This is a genomic window from Hyphomicrobium sp. NDB2Meth4, from assembly GCF_900117445.1.
GTDB lineage: Bacteria > Pseudomonadota > Alphaproteobacteria > Rhizobiales > Hyphomicrobiaceae > Hyphomicrobium_A.
The window spans coordinates 1,060,194-1,075,268 of the sequence record NZ_FPEJ01000001.1 but is presented as its reverse complement, the minus strand read 5'-3'; the positions used below and the strand labels follow the sequence as shown (position 1 = coordinate 1,075,268).

At 63.1% G+C, this 15,075-nt stretch carries 11 protein-coding genes and 1 tRNA gene; 5 read left to right on the top strand and 7 right to left on the bottom strand.

Features of this window, described 5'->3' with window-relative positions:
• Positions 1 to 11: 11 nt before the first annotated feature.
• The 5 genes from NDB2M4_RS05055 to NDB2M4_RS05035 form a co-directional block, all read right to left on the bottom strand.
• Positions 12 to 1,676: an FAD-dependent oxidoreductase gene (locus NDB2M4_RS05055; RefSeq protein ID WP_072370911.1), complete on the bottom strand. Its 1,665-nt coding sequence runs from the start codon at positions 1,674 to 1,676 to the stop codon at positions 12 to 14.
• A 167-nt stretch (positions 1,677 to 1,843) separates the two neighbouring features.
• On the bottom strand, positions 1,844 to 3,814 hold the full coding sequence (locus NDB2M4_RS05050) for a glycosyltransferase (protein WP_072370908.1): 1,971 nt from the start codon (positions 3,812 to 3,814) through the stop codon (positions 1,844 to 1,846).
• A gap of 4 nt (positions 3,815 to 3,818) precedes the next feature.
• Positions 3,819 to 5,231 carry an HlyD family secretion protein gene (locus NDB2M4_RS05045; protein WP_171988026.1) on the bottom strand — a complete coding sequence of 471 codons (1,413 nt, stop codon included), beginning with the start codon at positions 5,229 to 5,231 and terminating at the stop codon, positions 3,819 to 3,821.
• Between the two features lie 227 nt (positions 5,232 to 5,458).
• The gene (locus NDB2M4_RS05040) at positions 5,459 to 7,138 is read right to left on the bottom strand and encodes an acyl-CoA dehydrogenase family protein (RefSeq protein WP_072370903.1); all 1,680 of its coding nucleotides are present in this window, start codon (positions 7,136 to 7,138) and stop codon (positions 5,459 to 5,461) included.
• Between the two features lie 131 nt (positions 7,139 to 7,269).
• On the bottom strand, positions 7,270 to 7,743 hold the full coding sequence (locus NDB2M4_RS05035; RefSeq protein WP_072370900.1) for a hypothetical protein: 474 nt from the start codon (positions 7,741 to 7,743) through the stop codon (positions 7,270 to 7,272).
• 256 nt (positions 7,744 to 7,999) lie between these two features.
• Between NDB2M4_RS05035 and NDB2M4_RS05030 the strand changes: the two genes are divergently transcribed.
• Positions 8,000 to 8,878 carry a YihY/virulence factor BrkB family protein gene (locus NDB2M4_RS05030; protein ID WP_072370897.1) on the top strand — a complete coding sequence of 293 codons (879 nt, stop codon included), beginning with the start codon at positions 8,000 to 8,002 and terminating at the stop codon, positions 8,876 to 8,878.
• 65 nt (positions 8,879 to 8,943) lie between these two features.
• Here the strand turns inward: NDB2M4_RS05030 and ccrA are convergent, their stop codons facing one another.
• On the bottom strand, positions 8,944 to 10,254 hold the full coding sequence (ccrA, locus tag NDB2M4_RS05025) for a crotonyl-CoA carboxylase/reductase (protein ID WP_072370894.1): 1,311 nt from the start codon (positions 10,252 to 10,254) through the stop codon (positions 8,944 to 8,946).
• Positions 10,255 to 10,495: 241 nt separating this feature from the next.
• On the opposite strand from ccrA, the gene NDB2M4_RS05020 reads away from it, so the two are divergent.
• From NDB2M4_RS05020 to NDB2M4_RS05010, 3 genes are all read left to right on the top strand, one after another.
• Positions 10,496 to 10,873, top strand: coding sequence for a hypothetical protein (locus tag NDB2M4_RS05020; RefSeq protein ID WP_072370891.1), 378 nt, complete (start codon positions 10,496 to 10,498; stop codon positions 10,871 to 10,873).
• 93 nt (positions 10,874 to 10,966) lie between these two features.
• Positions 10,967 to 12,964, top strand: coding sequence for a protein meaA (locus tag NDB2M4_RS05015; RefSeq protein WP_072370888.1), 1,998 nt, complete (start codon positions 10,967 to 10,969; stop codon positions 12,962 to 12,964).
• A gap of 31 nt (positions 12,965 to 12,995) precedes the next feature.
• On the top strand, positions 12,996 to 13,349 hold the full coding sequence (locus NDB2M4_RS05010; RefSeq protein WP_072370884.1) for a hypothetical protein: 354 nt from the start codon (positions 12,996 to 12,998) through the stop codon (positions 13,347 to 13,349).
• Between the two features lie 239 nt (positions 13,350 to 13,588).
• On the opposite strand, the gene NDB2M4_RS05005 is transcribed toward NDB2M4_RS05010, so the two are convergent.
• Positions 13,589 to 14,629 carry an AI-2E family transporter gene (locus tag NDB2M4_RS05005; protein WP_171988025.1) on the bottom strand — a complete coding sequence of 347 codons (1,041 nt, stop codon included), beginning with the start codon at positions 14,627 to 14,629 and terminating at the stop codon, positions 13,589 to 13,591.
• A 327-nt stretch (positions 14,630 to 14,956) separates the two neighbouring features.
• Here NDB2M4_RS05005 and NDB2M4_RS05000 point away from each other — a divergent pair.
• Positions 14,957 to 15,043, top strand: a tRNA-Leu gene (locus NDB2M4_RS05000).
• Positions 15,044 to 15,075: the final 32 nt, after the last annotated feature.

Here is a 15,075-nt window from a genome sequence, read left to right as displayed (position 1 = left end):
TTCAACCAGCGCTAGGCGACTTTGGCCGACACCGGCTCTTCGGCAAGATAAGCGTGCAGCGCGGCGACGACCTGGGCACCCTCGCCTACGGAAGCGGCAACGCGCTTTACGGATCCCGAACGCACATCGCCGATGGCGAAAATCCCGGGCCGGCTGGTTTCCAAAAGCTTGCCGTTGCCATCAGGGAGTTGCGCGCCCGTCAGCACGAAGCCTTTACCATCCAGAGCGACGCCTGAATTGTGCAGCCAGTCGGTGTTGGGATCAGCGCCGATGAAAAGGAACAGATGGCGGATGTCGTGCTGCTCTTCCTCGCCGCTGCGCTTGCGCCAACGAACGGTTTCAAGACGCCCGTCGCTCCCATCGAGGGCTGTCACCTCGGTGTTGAGCAGCACCTCGACGTTGGGGAGCCCGCGGATGCGATCGACCAGGTAGCGCGACATGCTCGCGTCCAAGTCTCCACCGCGGGCCAGGAGCCAGACCTTCTTGGCGCGGCTGGCGAGATAGACAACTGCCTGTCCTGCCGAGTTTCCGGCACCGACCAGTGCCACTTCCTGCTTCGCACACAGATTGGCCTCCAGGGGTGACGCCCAGTAGTGGATGCTGGTCATCTCGAAGTCGGACAGGTTGGGAACGTCGAGCCGGCGATAGCGAACTCCGCTGGCCAACACGACCGATCGTGCGCGCACTTTGCCCGCGTCCCCAAGCTGGAGCACGAAGGCGCCGCAGGAGGCGTTGCGCGGTTCGAGATGCTTTGCTTCGCAGGGGATGACCATGTCGGCGCCGAACTTCAGCGCCTGATTATAGGCGCGAGCCATCAGCGCCATTCCGGTGATCCCGGTGGGGAAACCGAGATAGTTCTCGATGCGGGCCGAGGCGCCGGCCTGCCCTCCGAAAGCGCGGCAGTCGAGCACGAGCACGGACAATCCCTCGGAGGCTGCATAGACGGCCGTCGCGAGGCCGGCGGGGCCGGCACCGACGATGGCGACGTCATGAACCTCATCGGGGTCGAGCGGCGAGATGAGCCCGATGCAGCGCGCCAGCTCGGTCTCGGACGGATTGTGAAGAAGCCTGCCATTGGGGCAGAGGACGATCGGCAAGTTCTGGAGTGAGACCTCGAACTTCTCGACGAGAACTCGGCCGCAGGGGTCGCTCTCGGGATCGAGGCGCTGATGCGGGTGGCCGTTGCGAGTGAGGAAGCCTTCGAGGCGCAGCACGTCGCCATTTTCCGCACTGCCGACGATGATCGGGCCGCCGGCTCCCGTTTCGAGAAGCCCGATGCGCCGCAAGATCAGCGCGCGCATGATACGTTCGCCGAGCTCGGCCTCGGCGATGAGCAATGAGCGCAGCTCCGCAACGGGAATGACGAGGACGTCAACCGGTTCGCTGGCGATGGCGTCGATGAGCGCCGGGCGTCCGCCGAGCTGTGCCAGCTCTCCCATGAAGCCGCCGGGCTCATGCGTGACGATCAAGGTGCGGCGCTCGCCCTTGGATTGGAACACATCGACCTTGCCGGACAGAATGAGCATCACACCTGGCGCGTGCTCTCCGACGCTGGCGAGGTGTTCTCCGGCTGCGAACGATCGCGGCTGGCCGAAGCGCCTGACGCGCTCGATTTCTTCCGGTAGCAACACCGGGAATGCCTGGGAGTGCCGCGCCTCGACGATCGATTGTGCCATGCCGCGCCCGCTGTGCTGTGGATGAACCCTGCCGTCGTACGAGGCCTATTGCTCGGACGGTTGCGCGGGAATATCAAGTCAAAGATGGCTTAATGACTATTCGGCGGCAGAAACATATCGGCAAGCGCGGGGCGACTTGACCGCTTCTTAGGCAGCCACCGTGCCGACTAACGCAGGACGCGGTTGAGGATGGCGCTGGCGACCTTCGCTGGCTCTATGTCGACAGAGCTGGTGCCGTAGCCGCCACCGTAAATGTGCCGGACGAGGCGGGCATGCATTTCCTGTGAGGGTGCGAACTCGACGGCGAAGTCCCCTACGTCGATGCGCGCGACTTTCGCTTGGACTTCGATGCCGTCGAAAGCGATCTCAACGTCGCTGCCGACCGCACCTGGCGCGGTGCCATAGAGACGCATGCCGCTGACCGAGATATCAGCGATGGGCAACATCGCCTTGTCGGCGCCTGCCAGAACCATGGCCCAGCCCGATCCGCTGAAGCGATCGCCCTGGCGCTGCTGCGAAGTTTCGAAACAGACGAAGCACGCGAGCGTCAGGATGACGATATTGTACCAGCTCCAGAAGAGCGCGATGGCACTGGCATCGGTGAGGGAGCGTGAATCGTCGAACCCGAATGCCCAGATCACCCCGCCCACCGTGATGATCAGATAGGCGAGGAACATGCGCAGCATCTTCCACTGCACGAAGCCCTTGCTGCGATCGCCGCCTTTTGCCGTGACCTCAAACTTATGGCCCTGCGGCTTGAACAGACCTACGAGCACGGACTTGGCGATGTCGTTGGCGACGAGGAGCTGGCTGAGATCGTTCATGATCGGCAGCACGCGCCCTTTGGTGAGCCATGCGATCACGGCCGTCTGGACAACGAGGAACGGGAACAGGTGCGATACGGCATCGGGAACTGCCGCATAGACCGCCTGGATGTTGAACAGGAGATAGACCGCGGGAATGACCAGAGCCGAAAGCCGGAAGGCGTGCGTTGCAGACCAATGCAGGAAGGTGTCGACAAGCATCAGACGCTGAATGAATGGCGTCGACACGCTGGTGCTGAAGGGGCCGCTCGGACCGCGGCAGATTTGCATAAAACCGAGCGCCCAGCGGCTGCGCTGCGAGACATACTCCTTCAGGCCTTCCGGTGCGAGGCCGAGTGAAAGCGGCTCGTTGAGGTAAATGGTGCGATAGCCGATTTCGCTGAGGCGCAGAGAGACGAGATAATCTTCGGTGACGGAGTCAGTCGGGAAGCCACCGATACGCATCAGGGGCTCGAAGCGCAGTATCGAAGATGTGCCGCAGCAGAACGCGCCACCCCAGGCATCCTTCGAGGCCATTACGACATCGAAGAAGAAGCGCTGCTCGTCGGGCCAAACACGCGCGAGCGAGAGGTTGTTCTGGATCGGATCTGGATTGAAGAAGTGCTGCGGTGTCTGAACGACGCCGATGTCATCGTCGCGCGTGAGCGCCAGCGTGCGGTTGAGGAACTGCGCCTTCGGGACGAAGTCGGCATCGAGGATGGCGATGAAGTCCGGCTGTTCTGCCAACTCCGAAAGGTGAAGCAGCGCGTTGTTGATGTTGCCGGCTTTGGCGTGGCGATTGTCCGGGCGGGTGATGTATCCGCAGGAATGCTGTTCGCAAAGCTGCTTCAGCCACTCGCGGCGTCCGTCATCGCATACCCAGAGCCGATAACGCGGATAGTCGAGGCCGAGAGCGCCGATGATGGTGCGCTCGAGGATCGCCTTTTCCTCGTTATACGTGCAGATCAGCACGTCGACGAGCGGCGGCTCGGGCAGCGAGGTGAGCCAAGGCAGGTTGGCTTCGGCTTGCGGTGTCCGATTGATCGTCCGCGTCAGGAAGAGCATTGCGATCGAGGCGCCGATCATCGAGAGCAGCTCGATCAGCGTGAAACCTGCTCCGAACGCGAAGTCCCACGTCAGGCCTATCGGCGGCAACGTGCTGGTGATGCGCCAGGTCATGTAGCGCCAGGCGAGAGCGAGCCCGACGGTGATCGCAATCGTGCGGACGAGCGTGTTGCTGCGGTTGAGCCAAGGCAACAGACCGGCGGCAAGGAGCCCCAGCACCAATCCGGGTAGCACCGCCTCCCAGTAAGTCATGCCCGACGCAACCGGCATGGGATCAGCTCCGGCGTGCGGTGGTGTCGGCGGTCTTGATATTGGTTCCGCGTTCGGCGCTGGCAGAGGTGTCGAAAGTTACCTGACCGGTGCGGCCCACTTCGCATTCCTGGCGTTCGGCGAGAGCTGGAACGGCGATCGTCACGTGGTACGGCTCGCGCGTCAGCGCGGTCTGCTCGATGGCGAAGTTCGAACCGGCCGCGGTGAGACCTGTCAGGCCTACGACGCGGCCGGAGTAGTCCTTGCGTTCGCCGCGCAGGCGGAATTGAGCGGGCTGGCCCACCCAGAGCTTGTTGTAGACGGATTCCGAAACGGTGGCGGTGACGACAGCGCCGGCACAATCGAGAATGCGTAACAGATCCTGTCCGGTGCGCACTTCCTCGCCTCGGGCGGTCAAAGTATCCCAGATGCGGCCACGTACGGGCGCGGCAATGTCCGAAGTCGAGTGCGACGAGAACAGCTCGGATTCTGTCGCCAGTTCTTGTTCGAGATAGGTGAGGCGCCCCTTGTTTTCCTCGACCCGCGCGGAAGCATCGAGAATCTGCTGGCGGATCTCGTCCAGGCGCTGCGCGGAGCGCGGCAGGTCGTTGTAGCTGTCGCCGACAAAGAGGCCCTTCTTCGCGGCCTCGAGCTCGATCTTGTTGCCCTCGATGCGGATCTTGGCGGCCTCAATGGCGAGCTGCGATGTTTTGAAGTCGCGCTCGGCGTGAAGCAACGTTGCGATGGTCTGCGAGCCAGTCACGTTGAGCTTCTTGGCGCGCTCCATCGCCTGCCGAGCGTCCTCGTGCATCGCCTCTGCGCTCGACACCTGCACTTCGAGCTCGGATGCGCGCGCTTCGAGCTGCTTGATACGGCCTTCCTGGAAGGCATTGCGCTGCTCGACGAGGTTGGCTTCGATACCCTTGAGCTGAGCGACGCGCTTCTCGGATGCGTGCATGTCGGTGGTCAGCGCGTTGATCGTGCGGCGCAGGTCGTCGAGGCGGCCGCGATCGGCGCGAATGTTCGTGATGTGCAGCAGCTTCTCGCCGGCTTCGACCTCGGTGCCGATGGAGATCGTCGGGGCGATCAGCGATACTTCTCCGTCAATCGGGGCGCGCACGTTGATAAGGCGCGCATTGACGGTCGCTTCGGCGCTGGTGGTTGCCAAAAGGCGCTGCAGCGGAATCCAGCCCAGCGCCAGAGCAACGAGAATTGCGATGAGCGACTTGGCTCCTTTGCGGCCGGTGAAATCCTTTAACTTTTGGCGCAGGCCGATACTCTTGGCCGGCTCTTCATTGTGCTTGCGCAGAAGCACCTCGCGCAGATCGTCATCGATCTTCTTCAGTCGATTGACGGCGTCCGCTGACTGCGAAGCTGGGGCTTGCGGTGCGCTGTCGGACATGGGTGACTGGGACTGCTCTGATTTCCAAATCGACATGTTCGTCATATCCAATGGATGCAATTCCCAGCGCGCCCCGAGAGCGGGCGCGGGGCTGCGATCACAATTCAGCCGACAGAGTAGTCAAGGCTGGTTAACGCGAGCATTGCCTCATCTGCGGCATTCGCTTGCTCGCTTAAAAGTTCATGAAAAGGCACTTCAATTGCTGAAAACAAAACGCCCCGGCGCTAGGGCCGGGGCACTGAAGTGGCGAAGCGTAAGCGCTGTCAGTTGGCGCTCTCGAGCAGGCGGCGGGCGATGACCTGCGCCTGAATCTCGGCGGCACCCTCGAAGATGTTGAGGATGCGCGAGTCACACAGCACGCGGCTGATCGGGTATTCGAGCGCGAAGCCGTTGCCGCCATGAATCTGCAGCGCGTTGTCGGCGTTGGCCCAGGCGACGCGGGCACCGAGCAACTTCGCCATGCCGGCTTCGAGGTCGCAGCGCAGGCCCTGATCCTTCTGGCGAGCCGAGAAGTAGGTGAGCTGGCGCGCGACCATCGTCTCGACCGCCATCATGACGACCTTGTTATAGATGCGCGGGAACGAATAGATCGGCTTGCCGAACTGATTGCGCTCCAGCGCATACTTGAGGCCAAGGTCCATCGCCGCCTGAGCGACGCCAACCGCACGTGCCGCAGTCTGAATGCGGGCGGCCTCGAAGGTATTCATGAGCTGTTTGAAGCCCTGGCCCTCGGTGCCACCGAGGAGCTGGTCAGCCGGCACCTCGAAAGCGTCGAAGGAGATGTCGAACTCCTTCATGCCGCGGTAGCCGAGCACCTCGATCTCGCCGCCCGTCATGCCTTCGGCAGGGAACGGGTTCTCGTCTGTGCCGCGCGGCTTTTCAGCGAGCAGCATGGAGAGGCCCTTGTAGCCGGCCTCGTTGGGATTGGTGCGCACGAGCAGCGTCATCAGGTCGGCGCGGACGGGATGCGTGATCCACGTCTTCTGGCCGGTGACCTTGTAGGTGTCGCCTTCCTTCACTGCACGCGTTTTGAGCGAAGCGAGGTCGGAGCCGGTGTTGGGCTCTGTGAACACGGCAGTCGGCAGTATCTCGCCTGAGGCGATCTTCGGCAGATACTTCTGCTTCTGCTCGTCGGTGCCGTTGTTGAGGATGAGTTCGCCGGCGATCTCGGCGCGGGTGCCGAGCGAGCCGACACCGATGTAGCCGCGCGAAAGCTCCTCGGAGACGATGCACATGCTCTCCTTGCCGAGGCCGAGGCCGCCGAACTCTTCCGGCATCGTCAGGCCAAACACGCCGAGGTCTGCAACCTTCTGGATCACTTCGAGCGGAATGTAAGCGTTGGCAAGATGCCACTCGTGCGCGTGCGGAATGACCTCCTCGGCGGCGAAGGTGTGCATCTGATCGAAAATGGCGGCGTGGGTCTCGTCGAGGCCGGGGTCGCCGAACGTCGCAGCGTTGGGCTGGGCGGCGATGAGGTCGGCGAGGCGCTTCTTGACGTCCTGGGTCGAGCCCGCGGTGATCATGTCCGCCACCTCGTCCTCGTACCGGCGGATCTCGGCTTTGGAGACACCGAGGTGCTCAGGGCGGATCAGCTCGAGCTGGCTCATCGGCAAGCCACCAGCGATCTGGGCGAGGTATTCGGCGAAGGCGGCAGCGAGGATCAGTTGCTCGAATTCGCCGAAGCGGCCTTCGGCGGAAAGACGCACGCCCCAGTCGTGCATCTGGCGCAGGCCTTCGACAGCCGTCGCCAGCCAGGCAAGGCCATGCGCGGCGTGCTGGGCGTTGTCGACGCCGCCAGCAGCCTCGACGATGGCGCGCACACCCGTCTTGGCAGACTGAAGCACCTTATCGGCAGATGCGACCGCGCGATCGGCGCGTTCAAGCAGCGCCGCTGGGCCGGCTGAAAGAATATCCTGCTCGGCCGTCTTAACCGCGGTCGACATCGTCTTCCTCCTGGGAAATTCGTTGAGGGGGCGCCGGGGATGGCGCCAAACTGGTGCTGCGTTGCAGAATAATGCACCCGCTCGTCAAGGCAATTCGTGCCGCAGGCACGTGCATTTTGTGCCGCGGGCTGTCAAGCGCCCGACAGAGCCTTGAAGAACCGGCCGCCCCGGCCAGTCGCAGCGGCCAGCCGCTCAACCAGCGATGCCGGCTGCATCGAAATGGGCCGCTCGGGCCCCTTTTCCGGCGCTTCCTGCGGGTCGGAGATCTCGACGATCTCGACGATAGCCTCGTCTCCGTGGCCGAGAAAGGTCTCATAGCCGTTGAGCAGAAGCTGCGGATCGCGGCGTTCTTCGATCAAATGTCGTAGCGGACGCGGATCGGCGGAATTGCCAGCGCCCGGATCGTCAAAAACGACATTGCCGGCGGTCTCGATGATGGTGACAGACGCCTCGGCGGCAAGGTCGTCGGAGTAGTCGGGCTCGAGGCTGGTGAGGGTCTGAAGAGCGGCGAGCATACGCAGGCCGGCTTCCTCATCGGCTCCAAAGCCGTGCTCGGAGCTCGATGCGGGAGGGATAGGCGGCGGCTCGCCGCCCGGTGCGGCCATTCGCGCGGGACGCGTCGGCCGATATCCTGCGTGGGGGCCAGCGGTGCCCCCTGTTCTGTCTCCCGCGGCCACCCGTTCCTCCGCAGCTTTGTTGGATACCAGTACATTCTAGGAAAAGCGGGCGGCGGCGTCTATGCGGGCCAGTATCGGCTTTGCAGCGAATTTCGTAGCGCGGGCGCGGCATTGCCGGCATAGACCCAGGGAGCATGCGCGGGTAGGGTCCGCCACCAATCGTGTCGGGCTACGGGAGAAGGGAATGCAGCGCTACCGCACGTTGCTCGAGGCAATCTACCGCCTCTATGAGCATAGCGGCTTTGCCATGGCCGGCGCGGTGGCGTTCTCGTTCGTCGTCTCGCTGTTCCCGTTCTGCATTTTTCTCGGCGCCGTATCTGGCCTGTTCGGGGGCCGCGATCTTGCTGCGCAGGCCGTGAACCAGCTGTTCGAGATCCTGCCTCAAGGCGTAGCGGCCGGACTTGCGCCTCAGGTCGAGGCGATCATGGGGCGCACGCGCATCGATCTTCTGACGGTCAGCGCGGGCCTGTCGCTCTTCTTCGCGACCAACGCCATCGAGACGCTGCGCACGGCGCTCAACGGGGCATACCGGGTGGTGGAGAAGCGGCCGTATCTCTACTGCCTGGCGCGCAGCATGATGTTTGTCTTCGTCAGTGCTGTTTCGATGCTGGTGCTGACGTGGGTGGTGGTCGTCGGCCCAGCGCTGGCAACACGGCTCGACCCGTCCTTGACGAATACCTTCACGCTGATGCGCTCGACCTGGATGGGGGCGGCGCTGCGCTATGCCTCGGCAGCCGCGGTGATCGGGGCGCAGCTTCTCGCGTTCCATCTTTGGCTGGCGGCAGGAAAGCGGCGCATCAAGGATGTGTGGCCGGGCGTGCTGGTTTCCACCGTGCTGTGGCTGACGCTGGCGAGCCTTTACTCTTACTACCTCAACTTCAGCGACTACACGCGGTTCTATGCCGGCCTGTCGCAGCTGATGGTGGCAATGATCTTTTTCCAGATGACGGCAGTGATCGTCATTCTGGGTGCTGAGCTCAATCGAGGGATTTATGAGTTCAAGCGCATGAGTGGCATGGGGCTCGACACGGTGGCTGCGCCGATGTCGTCGCGGATCCGCTAATCAAATCAGCAGGCCGTTGATAGGATCGATGCCATCCCGGAGGACCGGGATGGCATCTCCACGTTCTACTTGTTGTGCAGGCGCTGGCTGGCTTCGAGGACGTCCTCGAACGTGCGCAGGCCCGTCGTCGGCGCAGACACGAGCACGGACATGTTGCCGGGCTTATGCTCATTGCGCATCATGCGCATGTGAGCTTTGGGGATCTGCTCCCACGGGAAGACCTCAGACATGCACGGATCGATGCGGCGCTCGACGACGAGCTTGTTCGCCTGCGAAGCCTGCATGAGGTTGGCGAAGTGCGAACCCTGCACGCGCTTCTGATGCATCCAGAGATAGCGCGCATCCATGGTGAGGTTGTAGCCGGTGGTGCCGGCGCAGATGACCACCATGCCGCCGCGCTTCACGACGAATACCGAGACCGGGAAGGTTGACTGTCCCGGATGCTCGAAGACGCTATCTACGTTGTTGCCCTTGCCGGAGATTTCCCAGATCGCGGCGCCGAATTTGCGCGCGTTCTTGAACCACTCGTCGTACTCGGGCGTGCCGACCTTAGGCAGCTCACCCCAGCATTGGAAGTTCTTGCGGTTGATGACGCCGCGAGCGCCAAGCTGCATCACGAAATCGCGCTTGTCGTCTTCGGAGACAACGCCAATGGCGTTGGCGCCGGACGTGGCGCACAGCTGCACCGCGAACGAGCCAAGGCCTCCCGAAGCGCCCCAAACGAGCACGTTATGGCCCGGACGCAGCACGTGCGGACGGTGGCCAAACAGCATGCGATAGGCCGTGGCAAGAGTGAGGGTGTAGCAGGCGCTCTCTTCCCAGGTGAGGTGGCGCGGGCGCTCCAGAAGCTGGCGATCCTGGACGCGGCAGAACTGGGCGAAGGAGCCATCCGGCGTCTCGTAACCCCAGATGCGCTGGCTGGGCGAGAACATCGGGTCGCCGCCGTTGCACTCCTCGTCGTCGCCGTCGTCCTGGTTACAGTGAATGACGACCTCGTCGCCCACCTTCCAGCGCTTCACCTTGGAGCCGACCGCCCAGACGATGCCCGAGGCATCGGAACCGGCGATATGATAGGGGTTCTTGTGGCCGTCGAGCGGCGAGATCGGCTTGCCGAGCGAGGCCCAAATGCCGTTATAGTTAACGCCAGCGGCCATCACCAGGACGAGCACATCGTGGCTGTCGAGTTCCCAGGTGGGAAGTACCTCGACCTGCATCGCCGTATCCGGCTCGCCGTGGCGCTCCTTGCGGATAGCCCAGGCGTACATGTTCTTGGGGACGTGTCCGAGCGGCGGAATCTCGCCGATTTCGTAGAGGTCTTTCTTTTCGGCAGTTCCGGCGCCCGCAACCTCAGTCCTGGCGGCGCTTTGGCTCGTCATTCTTGGCTCCCGTGATGGAAATGCCGGCCCTGAGGCCGCGGCTGGTGGATTGCGGCGCCATCGCCGCAGTTGTCTGGAGGCGTTTCAAGCACGATTTCGCGCTGCAATGAAGAGGCTGTGCCGCCGCTATGCGTTCGTGTCAACCAGCCTTTAGGAAAATTGCTTCTAGAAGCGGTCTTTAGCCCCCAATGGGGGAGGGCGTGTTGAACGCTCGCGGCGCACAACGGCGGAACTGGGCGGCATGGTCGATTTTCTGCACAGGGCTATTACCGTCGACACCTACACGCTGGTCGTGGTGGCCCTCCTTTCGGGATGGGCAGGGGTGCTCACCTTGCACGTGCTTTCACGCACAATGCTGGCGCTGGTATTCGTGCCGGGCTTCATCCTCGGCGCTCTCGTCACCAACTACGTCTTTGAAGTTACTGGATTCTACCCGACATCCGATCGCGAGACGAACGTCGTCATCGCCTGCACCATGGGCATCATCATCGCGCTATTTGCACTTTTGATCGTAATGCGCTTTACCGCGGTCATCGCCCGTTTGCGCGTCGACCACCACCGCTTCAGGCATGACATCAAGCCGAAACCGGCATTCTCGCGCGAGCCACGGCGGCTCTAGTCCGCCGGCCGCATTGCGGCAAAGATAGTTTTGCATTGCGTCGGCGGTTAAGGGTACTTTACGGCAACACCCGAACCCAACCGAGGTTTACGAATGCGCGAAGGCAAGAGCGGGTCCGAGAGCCGGACGCCCGACAAGCCCTGGTTATTCCGTACGTACGCAGGTCACTCGACAGCCGCCAAGTCGAACGAGCTTTACCGGAAGAACCTTACCAAGGGGCAGACGGGCCTTTCCATCGCCTTCGACCTGCCTACGCAGACCGGCTATGACAGCGACGACGAGCTCGCCCGCGGCGAGGTCGGCAAGGTGGGCGTGCCGGTGTCTCACATCGGCGACATGCGCACACTGCTGGACGGCATTCCGCTCGACCAGATGAACACGTCGATGACGATCAACGCCACGGCTGCGTGGCTGCTGTCGCTGTACGTGGCATTCGCGGACGAGCAGGGCGCTTCGCGCGACAAGCTCACCGGCACGATCCAGAACGACATCATCAAGGAATACCTGTCGCGCGGGACCTACGTGTTCCCGCCCGAGCCTTCGCTGCGGCTGATCAAGGATACGATCGTCTTCTCGTACCAGAACGTGCCGAAGTGGAATCCCACCAACGTCTGCTCGTACCACTTGCAGGAAGCGGGCGCGACGCCGGTGCAGGAGCTGGCTTACGCGCTGGCGACGGCGCTCGCCGTGCTCGATACCGTAAAGGCGTCGGGCGAGGTGCCGGCTGAGAAGTTCGGCCAGGTGGTGGGTCGCGTATCGTTTTTCGTCAACGCAGGCATGCGGTTCGTCACCGAGATCTGCAAGATGCGCGCGTTCAATGAGCTCTGGGAGGAGATCACGCTCAACCGTTACGGCGTGACGAACCCCAAGGAGCGGATGTTCCGCTATGGCGTGCAGGTCAACAGCTTGGGCCTCACCGAGCCGCAGCCAGAAAACAACGTTTACCGCATCCTGATCGAGATGCTGGCGGTGACGCTGTCGAAGAAGGCGCGCGCTCGCGCGGTGCAGCTTCCGGCGTGGAACGAGGCCCTGGGCCTGCCGCGCCCGTGGGATCAGCAGTGGTCGCTGCGGATGCAGCAGATCGTGGCGTACGAGACCGACCTGCTCGAATACGGCGACATCTTCGATGGATCGGTCGAGATGAGCCGCAAGGTCGAAGAGCTGAAAGAGCAGGCCAAGGCAGAGCTCGCTACCATCGAATCGCTCGGCGGCGCTGTGGCGTCCATCGACTACATGAAGCGGCGGCTGGTCGAGAGCAACACGTCGCGCCTTGCCGCCATCGAGAGCGGCCAGCAGATCGTCGTCGGCGTCAACAAGTGGACCGAGACCGAGCCCTCTCCGCTGACGGCGGGCGAAGGCGCGATCATGGTCGTCGATCCGGCCGTCGAAGCGGAGCAGATCGAGCGTCTCAAAGCTTGGCGCGCATCGCGCGACGACAAGGCGGTCAAGGCCGCGCTTGCCGAGGTGGAGCGGGCGGCAAAAGAAGGCCGCAACATCATGGAATCCTCCATCGCGGCTGCGCGCGCGGGCGTTACCACCGGCGAATGGGGAACGACGCTGCGGCGCGTGTTCGGCGAATACCGGGCGCCGACGGGCGTGGCGCAGGCTGCGGTTGCGCGCGAAGGGCTGGAGCTCAACAGCGTGCGTGCTTCGGTCGACGATCTTTCGAACAAGCTCGGTCGGCGACTGAAATTCCTGGTCGGCAAGCCGGGCCTCGATGGCCACTCGAACGGCGCCGAACAGATCGCCGTGCGTGCGCGCGACGTCGGCATGGAAGTCGTCTACGAAGGCATCCGCCTGACCCCGGCGCAGATCGTGCGCGCGGCGGTGGACGAAAGCGCGCACGTGATCGGCCTGTCGATCCTGTCCGGCAGCCACGTGCCGCTGGTGCAGGAAGTGATGGAGCGTCTGCGCAAGGAAGGGCTAACGGACGTTCCGGTGGTCGTCGGCGGTATCATTCCGCCGGAAGACGAGGTGAAGCTGAAAGCGTTCGGCGTCGCCGCGATCTACACGCCGAAGAACTTCCAGCTGAACGACATCATGGCCGATATCGTGCGCCTCGTGGACAGCCAGGCGATGGCTGCCGCATAAACTGCGGGCACACCAATAAGGAAGAACCGCCATGCGTGAGGAAACGCGGCGCAAGCTCGAGCGCACGTTGTGGATCGAGCGGCTGAAGAAGATCGCAATCGGCGCCGCAGCGCTGGTCGTGATCGCAGCCTATTTCGTCTACGAGGACTATGACGCGCGCATCGACAATGTGCGGGTGCCGGCGACGGTGTTGGCGGTTGGTCCGCTCAACATCAAGAACTCGCAACTCGTCGAAGAAGGGCTGTCTGTGGAAGTCGCTCTCGATGATGGCGGCCGCAAAGTGACGGTCATGGCGATGAAGAAGACCGATCCGCACGTCGGAGATCACGTGCAGATCACCGAACATCGCCACCACACGGGAAGAGTGACTTATTCCTGGAAGTAACACGAGCGGTGGCGGCGAGCTTGTGCTGTCGAGCCCTCGCAAGCTGATGGCCGGCGCTCGCGCCGGGGCGCCTTGCGCCCTGGCTGCGCAGTTATTCCTGGAAGTGACACGAGCGGTGACGGCGAGCTTGTGCTGTCGAGCCCTCGCAAGCTGATGGCCGGCGCTCGCGCCGGGGCCCGTTGGGCCCTTGCCGCTGCGCGGCGGTGATGATCTTGGAAGTGAGACGAGTCGCGGCGGGGTCAGGCGTCTTCGACGTTCTTGCCGGCGATGGCGACGTCCTCGCCCAGAGTTTCGCGCACGTAGAGCCGACGGACGGCCACATCGAGGACGATGGCGAGCGGGTAGCCGAACAGAAGTCCAAGTGGCCCGAACAGAATGCCGATCGCGATGACCGCGAAGAGACCGACTGCGGGCGGCAGATCGACAGCGCGCCCGGACACGAGCGGCATAATGATGTTGCTTTCAATCTGCTGCACAACGATGAACAGGACGACCGTCCACGCGGCCAACTCCCAGCCCTGCGTTGAGGCAAGGAGCACCGCGGGTACTGCCGCCATCACCGGGCCGACGATGGGAACGAATTCCAGCACGCCGGCGATAAAGCCCAGGGCGAGCGCCGATGGCACGCCGATGAGCGCCAGGCCGATGCCGGAGAGAACGCCGACAAGCACCATGGCGATGAGCTGAGCGCCGAGCCATAGGCGCAATGCGTCGCCTGCGTCATTCAATGTGGCAGCGACCTTCTCTTGCGCCCCCTTGGGAAACAGCATCAGCAGACCGTTGCGATACGTCTGCGGATCGACAGCGATGTAGACGCCGGCGATGAGCACGACGAACAGGGTGGCGAGGCTGCCGACGATGGTCGATCCCCAGGACAGCGCGCTGGCAAGGAGATTGCCGACAGAGGATCCCTTCAGAAGCTGCGAGACCGACTGGAACGGCTCCGATTTCGACAGGGCCGCCGTCGCGGCCGGCAGCTTCTCGATGAGCTCGCTCAGCTGGTTATTGATCTGCGAGCCGAACAGCACGCCGACGGCGACAATGAGCGTCAAAACACCTAATCCAGCACCGAGCAGCGAAAGCTTCGGACCGATCCCAGTCAGGCGCTGGAGCGGCTCGGCAATGGCCCGAAGTACGACGGCGAGAAGCACCGCTCCGAAGCCAAGCAGCAAAATGTCGGCAAGCATATAGAGTGCCGCGGCGCCAGCCAGAATGGCGACCACGATCAGCACGCGGCGTACGAAGTCGGCTTCGGGAAAATCGGCGGAGCGGATCGGCACGTTCTGTTCCTTGCGAATGGCCGCGCCCGGCAACGCCCGGCTGGTGAGTGAGGTTCCACTTCCGCGGCTGGTCCGGCACATCGTGGCACGCGATGGGTCGAAGTGCAGGCGCGCCTCCCCACATCAGGGAGCCTCAAGCGCATGAAAAAAGTCTCAATGCCGGTTGCCTCTCCCACTGGCGAAGAGGCGCTGATGCCGAGGCTTTTGCAGCCGGTGGCCATCCCAGCACACGATGCGGCCAAGGCGATGGGGAGCCGGAATCTGCCGCAGATTGGGGACTTCCCATCGCCTACCAAAGGCTGTAGCAATGCCCCGCCTCTGAAGGTCGCCCGGATGGCGGAACTGGTAGACGCACGGGACTCAAAATCCCGCATCCGCAAGGGTATGTCGGTTCGACTCCGACTCCGGGCACCACCTCCAAGAGCACTTTAAACTGTCCGCAAGCG

What these genes read in the sequence shown, in the direction of transcription:
- NDB2M4_RS05020 (WP_072370891.1), top strand. Translation starts at nt 10,496, where the DNA reads ATGGTCGATTTTCTGCACAGGGCTATTACCGTCGACACCTACACGCTG.
- NDB2M4_RS05035 (WP_072370900.1), bottom strand. Translation starts at nt 7,743, where the DNA reads ATGGCCGCACCGGGCGGCGAGCCGCCGCCTATCCCTCCCGCATCGAGC.
- ccrA (WP_072370894.1), bottom strand. Translation starts at nt 10,254, where the DNA reads ATGACGAGCCAAAGCGCCGCCAGGACTGAGGTTGCGGGCGCCGGAACT.
- NDB2M4_RS05015 (WP_072370888.1), top strand. Translation starts at nt 10,967, where the DNA reads ATGCGCGAAGGCAAGAGCGGGTCCGAGAGCCGGACGCCCGACAAGCCC.
- NDB2M4_RS05050 (WP_072370908.1), bottom strand. Translation starts at nt 3,814, where the DNA reads ATGCCGGTTGCGTCGGGCATGACTTACTGGGAGGCGGTGCTACCCGGA.
- NDB2M4_RS05055 (WP_072370911.1), bottom strand. Translation starts at nt 1,676, where the DNA reads ATGGCACAATCGATCGTCGAGGCGCGGCACTCCCAGGCATTCCCGGTG.
- NDB2M4_RS05040 (WP_072370903.1), bottom strand. Translation starts at nt 7,138, where the DNA reads ATGTCGACCGCGGTTAAGACGGCCGAGCAGGATATTCTTTCAGCCGGC.
- NDB2M4_RS05045 (WP_171988026.1), bottom strand. Translation starts at nt 5,231, where the DNA reads ATGTCGATTTGGAAATCAGAGCAGTCCCAGTCACCCATGTCCGACAGC.
- NDB2M4_RS05030 (WP_072370897.1), top strand. Translation starts at nt 8,000, where the DNA reads ATGCAGCGCTACCGCACGTTGCTCGAGGCAATCTACCGCCTCTATGAG.
- NDB2M4_RS05010 (WP_072370884.1), top strand. Translation starts at nt 12,996, where the DNA reads ATGCGTGAGGAAACGCGGCGCAAGCTCGAGCGCACGTTGTGGATCGAG.